8 protein-coding genes, 4 tRNA genes and 1 pseudogene are annotated in these 14945 nt (G+C 48.1%); 12 read left to right on the top strand and 1 reads right to left on the bottom strand.

All coding sequences use genetic code 11. From position 1 onward, the window contains the following. Window positions 1-9 precede the first annotated feature (9 nt). The 4 genes from DWZ16_RS00535 (at window position 10) to DWZ16_RS00550 (ending at window position 9478) form a co-directional block, all read left to right on the top strand. Complete coding sequence (locus DWZ16_RS00535) at window positions 10-1866, top strand: VWA domain-containing protein (protein ID WP_182427271.1); 1857 nt, start codon at window positions 10-12, stop codon at window positions 1864-1866. Beyond that, window positions 1782-4229 carry a VWA domain-containing protein gene (locus DWZ16_RS00540; RefSeq protein ID WP_147353395.1) on the top strand — a complete coding sequence of 816 codons (2448 nt, stop codon included), beginning with the start codon at window positions 1782-1784 and terminating at the stop codon, window positions 4227-4229. Before DWZ16_RS00535 ends, DWZ16_RS00540 begins: the two co-directional genes overlap by 85 nt. 199 nt (window positions 4230-4428) lie before the next feature. After that, the gene (gene srtB / locus DWZ16_RS00545; protein ID WP_182427272.1) at window positions 4429-5229 is read left to right on the top strand and encodes a class B sortase; all 801 of its coding nucleotides are present in this window, start codon (window positions 4429-4431) and stop codon (window positions 5227-5229) included. Window positions 5230-5263: 34 nt separating this feature from the next. Further along, the gene (locus tag DWZ16_RS00550; protein ID WP_182427273.1) at window positions 5264-9478 is read left to right on the top strand and encodes a Cna B-type domain-containing protein; all 4215 of its coding nucleotides are present in this window, start codon (window positions 5264-5266) and stop codon (window positions 9476-9478) included. Between the two features lie 105 nt (window positions 9479-9583). Here the strand turns inward: DWZ16_RS00550 and DWZ16_RS00555 are convergent, their stop codons facing one another. Then, the gene (locus DWZ16_RS00555) at window positions 9584-10408 is read right to left on the bottom strand and encodes an EFR1 family ferrodoxin (RefSeq protein ID WP_117796381.1); all 825 of its coding nucleotides are present in this window, start codon (window positions 10406-10408) and stop codon (window positions 9584-9586) included. Between the two features lie 362 nt (window positions 10409-10770). On the opposite strand from DWZ16_RS00555, the pseudogene DWZ16_RS00560 reads away from it, so the two are divergent. From DWZ16_RS00560 to DWZ16_RS00595, 8 genes and pseudogenes are all read left to right on the top strand, one after another. Beyond that, window positions 10771-11745 (top strand): annotated as a pseudogene (locus DWZ16_RS00560) (FAD-binding protein); the annotation flags it as partial. Between the two features lie 204 nt (window positions 11746-11949). After that, on the top strand, window positions 11950-12801 hold the full coding sequence (gene nadC / locus DWZ16_RS00565; protein ID WP_107000312.1) for a carboxylating nicotinate-nucleotide diphosphorylase: 852 nt from the start codon (window positions 11950-11952) through the stop codon (window positions 12799-12801). A 47-nt stretch (window positions 12802-12848) separates the two neighbouring features. Then, window positions 12849-13388, top strand: a complete 540-nt coding sequence (locus DWZ16_RS00570) for a transcription repressor NadR (RefSeq protein ID WP_333489813.1) — start codon at window positions 12849-12851, stop codon at window positions 13386-13388. 187 nt (window positions 13389-13575) lie between these two features. Continuing rightward, a tRNA-Arg gene (locus tag DWZ16_RS00575) sits at window positions 13576-13649 on the top strand. 27 nt (window positions 13650-13676) lie between these two features. Then, window positions 13677-13749: transfer RNA gene (locus DWZ16_RS00580), tRNA-His, on the top strand. A gap of 22 nt (window positions 13750-13771) precedes the next feature. Then, window positions 13772-13840: transfer RNA gene (locus tag DWZ16_RS00585), tRNA-Gln, on the top strand. 11 nt (window positions 13841-13851) lie between these two features. Further along, window positions 13852-13924 (top strand) — tRNA-Lys (locus tag DWZ16_RS00590). 138 nt (window positions 13925-14062) lie between these two features. Next, window positions 14063-14866, top strand: a complete 804-nt coding sequence (locus DWZ16_RS00595; protein ID WP_412694256.1) for a YitT family protein — start codon at window positions 14063-14065, stop codon at window positions 14864-14866. The last annotated feature ends 79 nt before the right edge of the window (window positions 14867-14945 follow it).

A 14945-nucleotide genomic window follows, 5' to 3' on the forward strand; every position in this document is an offset into this window, starting at 1 on the left:
GCAAAAAGAATGAAAAAAGCGAAGAAAAAGGGGAAAAGTTACAGTCAAGGCTGGTTTGAACGTCAGTCAAGGCGTTTCATGTCAGTGCTTTTGTGCAGCAGTATGTTGAGCACAAGCGTGGCAAATACAGCCGCATTTGCAGCAGCCACATCCGAAGGAGGGGATGAAAGACAGGAATTTTCATTGGAAAAAGAAGTCCTCAGGCAGGCAATCCGGGATGCTGCTAAAAAAGGAAAGACAGTAAAAGAGGATGCATTTACGTTTTCCGGCGATGAGGAAGAAACCTACGAGGGACTGTTTGAAGAAGGAAATCTATATGAACTGCATCCAGATTTTGAGAAGAAAAACGACCGGCTTACTTTGAAAATGTATGCCCGCTTAGAGGATGAAGAGGACATGGATCAGTATACGATCAGCGGAAATGAAGAAATTATTTTCCTGATGACCAATTCTTCTTCAAAAGAGCGCACCGGACGGATTCTGGTGGATGGAAGAGCCAGCGCATGGATGACGGTTGCGCCATTTGGTGAAGTAAAAAAGCAGGTTGAGCTGGAGACGGAGGAAGCGGTTCCGGCCGAGATAGAAAATGAGGTAAAAGAACCAGAAAGTGCAGTTTCGGCAGGAAGTGAAGATATCACAGAAGAGGATACGGCTCTGGAGGACGATGTAAAAGAGCAGGAAAATGCTTCAGATACAGGTAAGAATCAAATAAAAGAAGAAACCTCGGATCCAGAAAAGCAGGACGAAACAGAGCAGAAAGCTCAGGAACCGAATACAGGAGATTCAGAAGATACCTCGGATATAAAAGAAGAACCGGAAGCAGCGGATGACAAGAAAGATTTATCGGAACCGGATTCTGAGAACGAGAATGAAAAAGCAGACATGGATGCGTCCGATGCAGATACATCGGATTCAGAAAATGACAGCGCCCAGGACGAAGATTCAGTTCAGGTATCACGTTCGGCTCATTTTTCGATGTTTTTGACTTCAGCTGCAATGGCATCTCCGCCTGATGCAGAAGAAGAGGACGAGAACGATGAAAATGAAAAAAATAAGGCGATTGTAGGCGACGAAGCAGAAGAAGACAATTTCGAACGCATTCTGGGGGATTCATATGAAACGGTAGGCATTAAGAATGCATCCGCAGCCGCATTTGTAACTTCCGCGATGGAGCTTGGTCTGACAGACGTAGCTGTTTTGTCGGCAGTGGAAGTGGAAGAAATTCCACACTGGCAGATTTCGAAGTCTAAAAAAGCTACCAATCTGGACGAAAATTTTGAATCCCAGGTAACACTTTCCCTTCCGTCAGCGGAGGAAAAACTGGAAAATGACATTGTGTTTGTGCTGGATAAATCTACCAGCGTGCAGCTGGAAAATGAGGCGTTAGAGATGCTTAAGGAGCTGCAGGCGCAGGCAAAGGAAAATGGCGCAAAAGTAAAGGTTGGAGTCGTTATTTTCAATAAAGAAGCGCACAAGTCTGACTTTATGGATTTGGGAACCCAGTATGATGCGATTGCGGCAGCGATCCGTGAGAATATTAGCAGCGGAACGAATCTTTCGGCTGGAATCCTTGCAGGCAAGAAAATGCTGGATGAGGATACGCAGGTGGCAGCAGGAAGAAAGAGCCTGGTGCTTTTAAGCGATGGCATTACCTATATTTTTGGGGAAAAACCGACGGCGGTTGCCTGGGGATTTGAGAATGATGGTTCAGAACATTCCTGGGCGGGACCGGATAACTGGATTCTTAAATATGGGAATAATAAAGCATTATCGGAGGATGAGTGGAACGAGCGCCTGGGTACAATCAAAGCGCAGATGGATGCACAGGCGATGAATTTGACCATTCATATGAGCCAGGAGATTTAACGCCATGTACCCCACCTGATGAAGGAAAAAAATATGCCAATAGCGTTGATAAAGCGCTCTATCTTTCCTATGAGGCATATCTGGAAGCGGCGAAGGAACAGTATCACTGCTATGCGATGCCGATTGGTTCATCTGCTGGTGAAAGCTATCCATGGGGACCGAGCTTTGTGAAATATCTGGCAGACGGAAAAACGGTAAGTTTTGAAGATATCAAAAATGATATCCTTTATGCCGTCGATCGGGACTCGACTGTGGAAGATTATATGGGTTGGGTCAAGGATGACTACAATTTTGACTTAAAGAGCATCGACCGTCTGACTGTTGGCGGCAGGGAGCTTTCTAAATGGAAAGATGGAAATACCGTTTATTTTGGAAATGAAGACGTGAATGCAGCTCAATATCGTTTTAAGGTGGAATACGATCCGTCGGATAAGGAAGGAGGAGAACATTTCATCTGGACGATGAATGAGGCGGTAAAAAATAATGAACCGGTGCAGCTGACCTATACGGTAAAACTGGTAAATCCGAAGAACAATCCAGGAGAATCGTATGGACGGTACGATGAAGACGGAAGCGAAGAGTATGATGGACTTTATACGAACCAGAAAGCAGTGCTGCATCCGGTTGGAAGCGATCAGGAAAAAGGAAAAACGGAAGTATTTTCGAAACCGACTGTATCATATACGATTCCGGGAGGAGAACTTCCGACGATTCCAGAGGGAGGAACTTCTAAATCGAAGACAGCGGAACAGCTGGATGAAAATTTTAAGTCTCAAGTGGCTTTGTCCTTGCCGTCAGCGGAGGAGCAGCTGGTAAGTGATGTGGTGCTTGTCTTAGATAAATCAACCAGCACGGGACTGAAAGAGCAGGCATTGGAAATGCTTCAGAACCTCAAGAAAGAAGTGCAGGAAAAGGGAGCAAAGGTCAAAGTGGGAGTAGTGCTCTTTAACAAGGAAGCCCATACGGATGGATTTATGGATTTGGAGACCCAATATGAGGCGATTGAAGCAGCCATTTGTCAGGAGATTAAGAGTGGAACCAATCTTCACGCAGGTATTTTAGCGGGTAAATCGATGTTAGACCAGGATACAGGAGTGGCAGATGAACGCAAGACACTGGTAGTTGTCAGTGATGGTATTACCTATATGTTTAATGAGAATCCGACGGCGGTTGCCTGGGGATTTATGGCAGATTCTCCGAAACATTTTGCAGGACCGGATAACTGGAAATCCAAGTATGGAAATAATCAGGCACCGACGGACTGGAATGCATGGCTGACCGGCATAGGAGCCAGACTTTCAGAGCAGAAGGATACACACGACTATCCATATGGAACGGAACCGGATGCATCGCTTATTACACCGGTGGAGAAAGCAGGAAATTATGTGAATTCGATCGATAAGGCATTATATCTTTCGTACGAGGCGTACGCACAGGCAGCTTCGGAAGGATATCACTGCTATGCGATGCCGATTACGCCGCCCGGAACGGCAAGTAACTATGAGTGGGGAATGAATTTCATGCGGTACCTCGCGAATGGAAAGCAGGTTTCATTTGACAGTATAGAAAATGATATTTTGTATGCCGTTGATAAAGGTTCTGTTGTGAAAGATTATATGGGCTATGTGAAAGAGGATTATAACTTTGATTTCGATCACTTAGACCAGCTGACAGTAGGGGGAAAAGCGCTTTCTATGTATCAGGAGGGCAACACCTGGTATTTTGGAGACGGAGAACCGGGACCGCAGAATTATCGTTTTAAAGTGGTATATGACGCGGGAAATAAGGCAGAGACAGAGATGTTTACCTGGTATATAAATGAACCAGTTTCAAACTTTGCACCGGTGCAACTGACCTATACCGTAAAACTGATAAACCCAAAGACGGCGGATGGAACCTATGGAAAATATGACCGGGACGGCAGCCAGCACTATGAAGGGCTCTATACCAATCAGGAGGCGGTCCTGTATCCGGTAGACAGCCGTGGAAATGAGTATCGGCCAGAAGAATTCCCGAAGCCGACCGTATCATATGTGGTAGAACATGGAAGCCAGGAACCGGGATCTGATCCTACCCCGACCCCGAATCCAGGCAATAACGGAGGCGGAAGCCACGGCGGTCACGGAGGCGGAAGTAGTTCTGGCAGTAAAAAGTCTTCGACCACAACCGCGTCGGGACCGGCAGCCCAGCCGACGGAACCGGTTACGCCGGTTGTACCAGAACCTCAGCCGGTTGTACCGGCAGAAGGACTTCCGAAGACAGGGGATACGGATCGGATGGATGTGCCGATGGCTCTGCTGGCAATTGGAATGATGGCAGCAGCTTATGTATTAATGACGGGCAGAAAAAAGACGGAAGAGTAAGACGAGACATAGAAAAATAAAAATTGCCCGGTTATAAGAGCAGGTTTTTAGGGCGGCGCCAGAAATAATGGCGCTGTCCTAAAACTATGCTGTTATCTGTTTCGTTTTGTATGCAAATTAATACATCATTTATAAAAATATATAATTTGCTTAATAAATAAAGGCGCAGAACGTTTCACGGGCAAAGATGGAGGGATCGATGCAAAAGTGGACACGGAAAGCAGCGGCTGTGATAGCTGTCATCTGTCTGGCGTTCGGTACAGCAGGGGTGGTAATGCATAAATGGGATGAAATGCGTCAGGAGAAGGCGCAGGAAGAGTTGACTGCCCAGGTTGTGGGAATGTCAGAAGCAGGGACGACGGGAGAAACAATGCCGGAGAAAAAAGTGCCAGAAGTGGAAAATGAGATAGGTGAGACGAATGCAATAAAGGAGACAGAATATGTGTCAGCAATTGATTTTTCAGCGCTGGATTTCCAGAATCCGGACGTCGTTGCCTGGATTCAGATTCCGGGAACTCAGATCAATTATCCGGTGGTTCAGGGGAAGGACAATGATTATTACCTGCACCGTGACCTGAACGGACAGAAGAGCACGGCGGGCACGATTTTTCTGGACTATGCCGATCAGGCAGATTTTTCGTCCCTGCATAATGTGCTGTACGGCCATCACATGAAGAATGGAAGTATGTTTAAGGACATTTCCAGATACAAGGATCAGGGCTATTTCGATCAGCATTCAGAAATCATTCTTTATACGCCGGAGCGGGAGATTCATTTAAAAGCCCTGGCGGCTGTCTGCACATCGCCGGATGCGATCCGCCGGAAAACGGAGTTTGCATCGGGAGAAGAATTTGCGTCATATATTCAGCAGATGACAGCGGGCGCGAGCGCGTCCGCGCCGGTCGAGGGGACGATCGTGCGTTTGTATTCATTTGTGACATGCAGCTATGAATTTAACAATGCCCGGACAATTCTATATGCGTATGAGGCGGCAGAATAGAATGGGAAATAGATCTATAACAGGAGGTAAGAATATGAAGAAGTTAGAGACAAAGGGGAGGAGCCGGAAACAGAGGCATCATTTGTTTCATAAAGAAATGAAGCAGATGAAGCGTCTTTTGTCTGTCTGTTTGTGCACCAGTATGATCAGTACCAGTATTGGAAGTACGACGGCGCTGGCAGCAACGGCTCCGCTGTTGGAAAAGAATGAGGCGGAAGAAGAAAATCAGAATTTTGTCCTGGATCAGGAAGAGCTGAGTGAGGCACTATTAAAAGCGGTGAAAGGAAAACCGGTCAAGGAAGATGCCCTAACCTTTGAGGGAGAAGAATCAGAAGCGTATGAGACACTGTTTCAGGAAGATGGTTCCCTCTTTGAATTGCATCCGGATGTGAAAGCACCGGACGGAAAGGTAAATTTAAAGGTCTATGCGAGACTGGATGAAAAAGAGGATCTGGATCATTATACGATCACGGGCGAGGAAGAAATTTTATTTCTGCTGTTAAATCGTTCTTCTGAGAAAGAATATGGGCAGATAGAGGTAGATGGAAAACGAAGCGGAAAAGTTTCGATTCTCTCATCTAAAGAGTTAAAGAAGCAGATCCAGGATGAAGAAATGGAAGCAAGCGAAGAAACGGGAGTTTCCATTTCGAATGGTGCGGAAGAAAAATCAAATAAAACGGCTGGAGAGTCTGAGAAGAAAGAAAATGTAAAAGAGACAGATTCGCAGGAACCAGAAAAAGAGAATCCGGTGGAAACTCCGGAAAAGGTGGACAAGTCAGAGAACCCGGCAAGTGAACCGGAAAAAGGTTCAGAGGCGGAAAATCCGGCGAATAAAGCAGAAAACGGGGCAGAAGCAGAGAACCCGGCAAACGAGCCGGAAAAGAGCCAGGAAGCAGGCTCGGGTGCGGGTGATGCGGGAAAAACAGGTACCCCAGAAGAAAAGGACAGTCAGCCGGATGCAGATTCGGGCTCAGAAAAGGAAAAGAATGATTCTGCAGGCAGCGAAGCAGGGGACGTGGCGCAGGTATCGCGATCGGATCATTTTAAGATGTTTCTGACAGCGGCATCGGCGACGGCGAGCGAGATACAGACGGAAGATGAGACATCGGAGAAAGAAACGAATACAGCCGACCAGCCGGATGCGGAGACGGAAGTCGAGATAGAAGACGGAGCAGAGCGGCTAGAGGGCGAGACATATGAGAGCGTTCTTCTTAAAAATACGGCAGCTGCTGCATTCGTGACGACCGTTGCAGAGCTGGGACTTTCCGGCAGTGTGGATGATGCGGTCTACACGGTCAATACAGATTCCGCTGTACTTACCCTGACGGTACCGGCGGGTGCGTTTGAAGAAAAAGTAAAGCTGAAAGCAGAAGAGATCAAGGACGGAAGCGAAGAACATCAGACATTGAGCGATCAGATCCATGAAGAAGGATACCGCGCGGATTCCTTTACAGCCTTTGATGTGAAATTTGTAAACGAGGCAGGAGAGGAAGTCGAGCCATCCGAAGAAGTCAAGGTCAGCATTCAGTTTAAAAAGAATGCAGTTGAAAGTGAGACAGGAGAAAATTTGGAAGAGACAAAAATCCTGCATATTCATGAGGATGTCATCACAGAACTTTCTGAGGTTGAAATCCAGGATAGCACAGAGGACAGTGAAAAGACAGCAAAACTGACCTTTGGCGTCAACGAATTTTCTATTCTGCTGGCTTTAAACGAGGCAGCTGCCGGTGTGGCAGAGGTAAATGGGACAGCGTATGATACGCTGGAAGCTGCATTCGCGGCAGCAGACGATGGGGATACGGTGAAGGTGCTGAAAAACTGTGGACTGTCAAAAGCCGTTTCAGTTGATAAAGCTCTTACACTTGATTTGAATGGAAAAGTAGTAAAAGTAAAAGTAGTTCCGGAAGCAAAAGCAAAACAGACAATCAGTGCATTTGCGGTTGCGGAATCGGTAACCTTTACGGTTTTGAATGGTCTGCTTGGCGGAAGCGGCAAGGGTGCAGATAACCGTGCGATCGAGGCAAACGGCGGAACAGTCATTCTGAGGAATACGATTCTGGCAGGTTTTCAGGCGTTATCTGGAAACGGCGGCGCTGTTTTGATGAATGGAGGTACGCTGGAAGCAGAGAAATGTAATTTCGGTTATTTTACAAGAGAAGATAATAATTACAAAGAATATAGTGGACAGGGAAATTTCGCCCAGAGCGGAGGTGCTGTCTATACTTCTCAGGCAGCGGTTAAAATGGAGAAGTGTAATTTGTTTTATAACAGCGCGATTGATATGACAGGAACGACCGGACAGTATTGGTTTGGCGGCGGTGCGCTTTTTGCAGATCGCGGAACGGTGACACTGAATGAAAATTATTTCTTCTCTAATACATCTAAGGATTATGGTGGAGCAATCCATCTGGATGCGGTGCAGACGGCAGAATTGACAGGCAACCGGATTCGAAATTCACATGCTTATAACCATCGGATTACAGAGATGGCAGCCAGAGGCGGCGATGGCGGTGCGATTTACAGCCGTATATCGAAAACAGTTACATTGAAGAACAATGTCATTACAGAAAATAGCAGCATGGGAAATGGCGCCGGGCTGTGGGTACTTGGAGCGGCTGATTGTGTTCTGACATTGGAAGGAAATACCATTGCTAAGAATGAAGCGGGTCAGCGTGGCGGCGGTATGAAGCTGAATATGGATAAGAACAGCCAGGTGAATTTAATCAGTGGTTTGATCAGTGAAAATAGATCGTCTGGCTTTGGCGGCGGAATTGATTACACGAATCACGAGAATCCAACGCTTCATCTTACGAATGTTCTGATAACAGGAAATCGGGCATCGCGTGGTGCAGGAATCTGGGCGTGCCCGACCTCTGAGACAGAGGTTTATTCAACTTTGGGCGGCGCTTTTTATGGAAATAAGGCAACTGGGAAGACAGGCGGCATTTCCTATTCTTATGAAGCATCAGGAGATGAGATCCGCTATGAAGGAACCGATACACCGGATAAGTTCTCGATTCAGAGCAACCCGCCGAGCGCAACTACCCACATTTCTGTTTCCGGTCGTTCTCTGGGCGGCGGTGTGATCAGATGGTATTCTGATGAGGCGGAAAATCGCTATCAGGCTGGAAATCCAGAAGCGGATCCGGCTATTTATACCAATACAAATAAGTCATTTGGTTTACATGGAGAGTTGAGTGAGGAGCACCAGAAATTGGCGTCTTCGGAGGCGCAGCTTGTTATCAGTGACAATGTTTCCAAGCGTGGCGGCGGTATTGCAACGAACAGTCCAGTCGTGATTGGTATGGAATATGCAGATGTGGCGGTAGAAGTAACCAAAAAATGGACCGAAGAAACTCATCCAGACCACGTGTACGTGGATCTCTACCGCGTAGGCGATACGAGCGGTGAAAAAGTGAAGCTCGACAGTCACGCAGAACTAAATGCGGAGAATAACTGGTCGGCGTCGTTTGAGGATCTTCCGTCAAAATGCGTTTCGAATGGAGAGGTGGAAGATTGTCACTATATTGTGGAAGAAGAAACGCTGGAAGGATGGAAGGGAAGTTCCAGTACAGAATATGACAAGGAAAACAAAACCTATCACATTACACTGACCAATGCACCAATCCGGTACGGCAGCCTGACGGTTTCCAAAGAGGTCACCGGAAGCGGAGACAAGGAAAAAGCGTTCACGTTTAAAGTAACCTTGCAGGGCGGCACTGCATTGAACGGAAATTATGGCGATATGGAATTTGTCGATAATGTAGCAACATTTACATTAAAGCACGGCGAGAGCAAGTCAGCAGCCGGTCTTCCGGAGGGAACTGCTTACACGGTGGAAGAGAGCGGAAATGAAGGCTATACCGTGACGAAAACAGGAGATGTAGGAACAATCGCTGGTGGAGAAACAGCAGTTGTAAAATTTGTCAATGCCATGAGCGGAGGCGATAATCCAACTCCAACACCAGATCCGACCCCGGATCATAATGGCGGTGGAGGTCATGGTGGTCACGGCGGTGGAAGTGGTTCTGGCAGTAAAAAGTCTTCGACCACAACCGCGTCTGGTCCGGCAGCAGAACCGACCGAACCGGTTACACCGGTTGAACCAGAACCTCAGCCGGTCGTACCGGAAGAGGGACTTCCGAAGACTGGAGAGGATCAGATGAATGTGCCGATGACTGCACTTACAGTTGGAATGATGGCAGCAGCCTATGTATTAATGACAGGTAGAAAAAAGACAGAGGAATAGAACGGGACATAGAAAAATAAAGACTGCACGGTCATAAAAGTAGGTTGATAGGGCGGCACCAGTAAAATGGCGCCGCCCTAAAACTATGCTGGAATGTGGATATCCTTAGATAAAATACTCCGCCTCACTTCTGCGTGTATAGTTCTGCTCCAGCATCGCAACGTGGGACAGAAAAGCCTCGTTGTCGAAGTATTTGGCGCCAGCCGGGCAGATCTTGATGCACGCCTGACATTTAATGCAGATACCGGTGCAGGTGTCCGGTGCATCTGCCGGGATAGAGCCCATCGGACAGACCGTTGCACAGATGCCGCAGCCAGTACATTTTTCCGGATCGGTGACTGGTTTGGCTTTCAGGAAGACAGCTGGTTTTCCGTCGGTGCCGAGCGGGGTGTAATATGGTCCGACCGGATCATCGCCGCGCACGGCAATCGGAGCTGGGATTTCGGTCAGGGAAGTGATCTTTTCAGCTGCTTTGATGCCGAATGCATGGATCTGTGCGAGATCATCTGCATCTGGACGTCCGGTTGCCAGCTTGTCGCTGAATACGTGCTCGGTCGGGATACCGGCACCCGCAATGGTGTGGAAACCGTGCGCCTCTAATTCATTGCGAAGCTCGATGAGCCCATTGTCGAAGTTGCGGTTTCCGAAGACAGCCACCGGAACGGCGAGCGCGCCATTTCCCTCAAAATGGGTCTGTACAAATGGGAGCATCTTGTTCGGGATGCGTCCCGCGTAGACCGGGGTGCCGATGACGAGCAGATCGTCTGCCCCATATGTATGAACTTTTTCGCGGCTTTCCGGCAGCGTGAAATCATAGGAATCCATCGGGACGCCGAGTGTATCCGCGATGGCCTGCGCCAGCGTGGTAACAACCTTTTTCGCGTTGCCGGTCGGGCTGAAATAGACTGCGTGTACGTGATTGATTTTCATGAAAATACCTTCTCTTCATATGTTTAAATTTAATTCGGCAAAAACCTTATTATAGTAGGTATTTTAATGGATTTATGGTGGACTGTCAATGAAACTGGAGTTTTTTGGTTACTGGGCACGTATGCGTGAATAGTAATATGTTTTTTGCAGAATCGACCAAAATATCATTACATATGTCTTGTCACATGAAAAAATATGTGCTATACTGGTGCGGATGCACAAATGAAGTTTTGGATTGAAAGAGAACTCTGTTTGCGATAGGAGCATAGAGTGGCAGATAGTATTTTGCGATTTGAAGGCTGAACTATCTGCAGGATAAAAAGATAAGTGCAAACGTATGGTATAGAAAGGAAGGCAACAAAATGGTCCGGGAGGAAAATTATGATGTGGTCATCGTCGGGTGTGGCGTAGGCGGTCTGTACACCGCTTTAAACCTGCCGTCGGAAGACCGGATCTTAATGATTTGCAAGGAAGATATAGAGAGCTGTGATTCCATGCTGGCGCAGGGAGGTATCTGCGTGCTGCGGGATGAGACAGATTATGATGCGTATTTTGAGGACACGATGCGCGCGGGACACTACGAGAACCGCAAGGAGAGTGTGGATATCATGATCCGTTCCAGCCGGGATGTGATAAATAATCTGCTGAAATTAGGCGTAGGGTTTGACAAAAATCCAGATGGCAGTTTAAAATATACAAAGGAGGGCGCGCATTCGCAGCCGCGTATCTGTTTCCATGAGGACATCACGGGAAAAGAGATCACGACGACCCTGCAGACGCGTGTAAAAGAACTTCCGAATGTAGAAATTCGGGAATATACCGTTATGACAGATATTTTGGTTGAAAATGGTATCTGCACCGGCATTCTGGCAAAGAATGCAGCCGGCGATATTTTAAAGCTCCATGCGAAAGACACGGTTCTGGCGACCGGCGGCATCGGCGGGCTTTACAAGCATTCGACGAACTTCCCGAGCCTGACGGGCGATGGACTGGATGTGGCAAAGAAACACGGCGTGCGTCTGGAGCATCTCGATTATGTCCAGATTCATCCGACCAGCCTGTACAGCAAGAAGCCGGGACGCAGCTTCCTGATTTCAGAATCGACCCGCGGCGAGGGGGCAGTTCTGTTAAATGGAAAGGGCGAGCGCTTTGTCGATGAGCTTCTGCCGCGTGATGTGGTGACGCAGGCGATCGAGAAGGAGATGGAAAAAGAAGGCAGCGATCATGTATGGCTGTCGTTTAAGGCAGTTCCGGAGGAGACGATCCGGAACCATTTTCCGCACATTTATGAGGAGTGCTTAAAAGAGGGCTACGATATCACGAAGGAACCGGCTCCGGTCGTACCGGCGCAGCATTATTTTATGGGCGGTATCTATGTCGATCATTTTTCCGAGACGACGATGGACACCTGTATGCGGTTGGTGAGACGAGCTGCAACGGCGTACACGGAAAGAACCGGCTTGCCAGCAACAGTCTGCTGGAAAGCCTTGTATTTGCAGAGAGAGCGGCAGGCAAGATCGCCGGACGGGAGGACGAAGAGTATGAATCCAATTACGATGCAGCTTGTTGCGGATGAGTATATCCGCATGGCGTTAAAGGAAGATATCAACAGTGAGGACGTTTCGACGAACGCGGTCATGCCGGAATACCGCAAGGGCGAGGTACAACTCTTAGCCAAGGCAGACGGTATTATCGCCGGTTTACAGGTGTTTGAGCGCGTGTTTAAACTTCTGGACGAGGCGACCGAGACAAAATTTGAGGTAAAAGACGGGGATACCGTCACAAAAGGGCAGTTTTTAGGCGTGATCACCGGCGACATCCGGGTGCTTCTTTCCGGCGAGCGGACGGCGCTCAACTATTTACAGCGGATGAGCGGCATTGCGACCTATACGAATCAGGTGGCGAAGCTTTTAGAAGGAACGAAGACGACGCTTTTAGATACGCGCAAGACGACCCCGTGTATGCGTGTATTTGAAAAATATGCGGTCAAGGTTGGCGGCGGCAGCAACCACCGTTACAACTTATCGGACGGCGTGATGCTCAAGGATAACCATATCGACGCAGCCGGCGGAGTTAAGGCGGCGGTTGAGGCGGCGAAGAAATATGCCCCGTTTGTCCGCAAGATCGAGGTGGAGACGGAAAATCTCGATATGGTGCGCGAGGCAGTGGAAGCGGGCGCTGATATTATCATGCTGGACAATATGACCCCGGACGAGATGGCGGAGGCGATCCGCATCATCGACGGACGCGCCGAGACGGAGTGTTCCGGAAATATGACGAAGGAAAATATCGCAACGATCACGAAATTAGGCGTAGATTATGTGTCCAGCGGCGCGCTGACGCACTCGGCACCAATTCTGGATCTGAGCCTCAAACATCTGCGGGCATTATAAAAATTTAAAAACTAAGAAAGGACAGGGAAAACAGGATGGAAACAACGATGACAGGAGTACAGCGGAGAAAGAAAATACTGGAAATGCTGGGACAGTCATCCACACCGCTTTCCGGCGGGGCGCTGGGGCGGGCAGTCGGCGTGAGCCGTCAGGTGGTGGTGCAGGATATCGCGCTTCTGCGTACCGAGGGACACCCTGTCCTTGCGACTGCCCGCGGTTATGTGCTGGAGGTGCCGCACCAGACGGAACGCCTCTTTAAAATGTGCCATACGACCGAGCAGACGCGCGAAGAGCTGAATACGATTGTTGATCTGGGCGGCGAGGTGCTGGATGTCATGGTCAACCACCGCATCTATGGAAAGGTATCGGCGCCGTTAAATATCCGCAGCCGCCGCGATGTTGAGGCATTTGTGGAAAATATCCGGACTGGGCGTTCCACGCCGCTTTTAAACGTGACATCGGGCTATCATTTCCATCACGTGGCTGCCGATCAGGAGGAGATTCTCGACGAGATCGAGGCAGCGCTGCGGGAAAAGGGATTTCTGGCGGACTTCCTGTCATACGAGCAGGAAGAGGTGGAAAAATAGGGGGAAAGTCAAAAGAAATGAATTTTTGAAATTATTTTAAAAAATATGAAATTTCCTGTTGACATTCTTTTTCAAATGTTATATACTATCTTTGCTGTCGATGAGACAGACAAGCAGTTGGCTGAAAGGTCAGGTGCGGGAAAGGTTACAGTGCCGGATAAAACGGTCAGAATCGCAAAATGAATATGAGTCTGTAGCTCAGCTGGATAGAGCAACGGCCTTCTAAGCCGTGGGTCGGGGGTTCGAATCCCTTCAGGCTCGTCGAATCTGTTTCGACAGATTCCTATGGTGGATATAGCGCAGTTGGTTAGCGCGCAGATTGTGGCTCTGGAGGCCTAGGGTTCGAATCCCTATATCCACCTTCTTTAAAGGATCTTTTGCTGATGGCTATCGCCAAGCGGTAAGGCACAGGACTTTGACTCCTGCATTCGTTGGTCCGAATCCAACTAGCCCAGTTAAATATGGGGTATTAGCTCAGTCGGTAGAGCACTTGACTTTTAATCAAGTTGTCCGGGGTTCGAATCCCCGATGCCTCATTACGAAGACACATTGCAGACGCGATGTGTCTTTTTGTGTAATAGGAAATACCTTGAAATTCTCTATTACACAAAAAGGCGCTAACGTGCCAAAGATGCGCGCTCGCGCGAAATTGTAATATGAGGAGGTTTTAAGTTATGGCCAAAAAGTCCATGCGCGTAATCGGGGAGTACACAATGATCACAGCGGCGACCTTTGTCGTGGCGGCAGCCGTCTATTTCTTTCTGATTCCGAGCGGTGTATCGGTGGGAAGTATTTCCGGTCTGGCGATGCTTTTGGGAAATGTGATACCGCTGCCGATTTCAGTGCTGACCTTTATTTTAAATGCGGCGCTTCTGGTGGTGGGCTTTCTTTTTATCGGACGCGAGTTCGGCGTCAAGACGGTATATACGTCACTGATTCTGCCGGTTTTTCTGTGGGTGTTTGAGCAGGTTTTCCCGGATTTTGTGTCGATCAACCAGGATGCGATGATGGATACGGTCTGCTATATCTTTGTTGTCAGCGTTGGTCTGGCTCTTTTGTTCCGGATGAATGCCTCGTCGGGCGGTCTGGACATCGTGGCAAAGCTCTTAAACAAATATTTCCATATGGAGCTGGGAAAAGCGATGGCGCTTCCAGGCATGTGTGTGGCGCTCTCATCCGTGTTTTTCAGCGATAAAAAACTGGTGGTGCTGGGCATTCTGGGTACATACGTAAACGGAATTGTGCTGGATCATTTTATTTTCGGTCTGAATCTGAAAAAGAGAGTTTGCATTATCTCGGAAAAAGAAGAAGAGATACGCCAGTTTATCCTGCATACGCTTCACAGCGGCGCGACGATCTATCAGGGATTCGGCGCGTTTGACAATGAGCCGAAGACGGAAATTATCACGATCGTAGATAAAAACGAATATGCACAGCTCATGCCGTATATATTAAAAACAGATCCGAGGCATTTGTGACGGTGTATACGGTGAATGAGATTATTTATCGTCCCAAAAGATAGAAAATGATGTTACTGATAAAAAAACTCAGTAAGCA

The sequence above is a fragment of the Clostridium sp. AF29-8BH genome (genome assembly GCF_003478145.1).
Lineage (GTDB): Bacteria > Bacillota > Clostridia > Lachnospirales > Lachnospiraceae > Otoolea > Otoolea fessa.

What these genes read in the sequence shown, in the direction of transcription:
- srtB (WP_182427272.1), top strand. Translation starts at nt 4,429, where the DNA reads ATGCAAAAGTGGACACGGAAAGCAGCGGCTGTGATAGCTGTCATCTGT.
- DWZ16_RS00570 (WP_333489813.1), top strand. Translation starts at nt 12,849, where the DNA reads ATGACAGGAGTACAGCGGAGAAAGAAAATACTGGAAATGCTGGGACAG.
- DWZ16_RS00555 (WP_117796381.1), bottom strand. Translation starts at nt 10,408, where the DNA reads ATGAAAATCAATCACGTACACGCAGTCTATTTCAGCCCGACCGGCAAC.
- DWZ16_RS00595 (WP_412694256.1), top strand. Translation starts at nt 14,063, where the DNA reads ATGGCCAAAAAGTCCATGCGCGTAATCGGGGAGTACACAATGATCACA.
- DWZ16_RS00535 (WP_182427271.1), top strand. Translation starts at nt 10, where the DNA reads ATGAAAAAAGCGAAGAAAAAGGGGAAAAGTTACAGTCAAGGCTGGTTT.
- DWZ16_RS00550 (WP_182427273.1), top strand. Translation starts at nt 5,264, where the DNA reads ATGAAGAAGTTAGAGACAAAGGGGAGGAGCCGGAAACAGAGGCATCAT.
- nadC (WP_107000312.1), top strand. Translation starts at nt 11,950, where the DNA reads ATGAATCCAATTACGATGCAGCTTGTTGCGGATGAGTATATCCGCATG.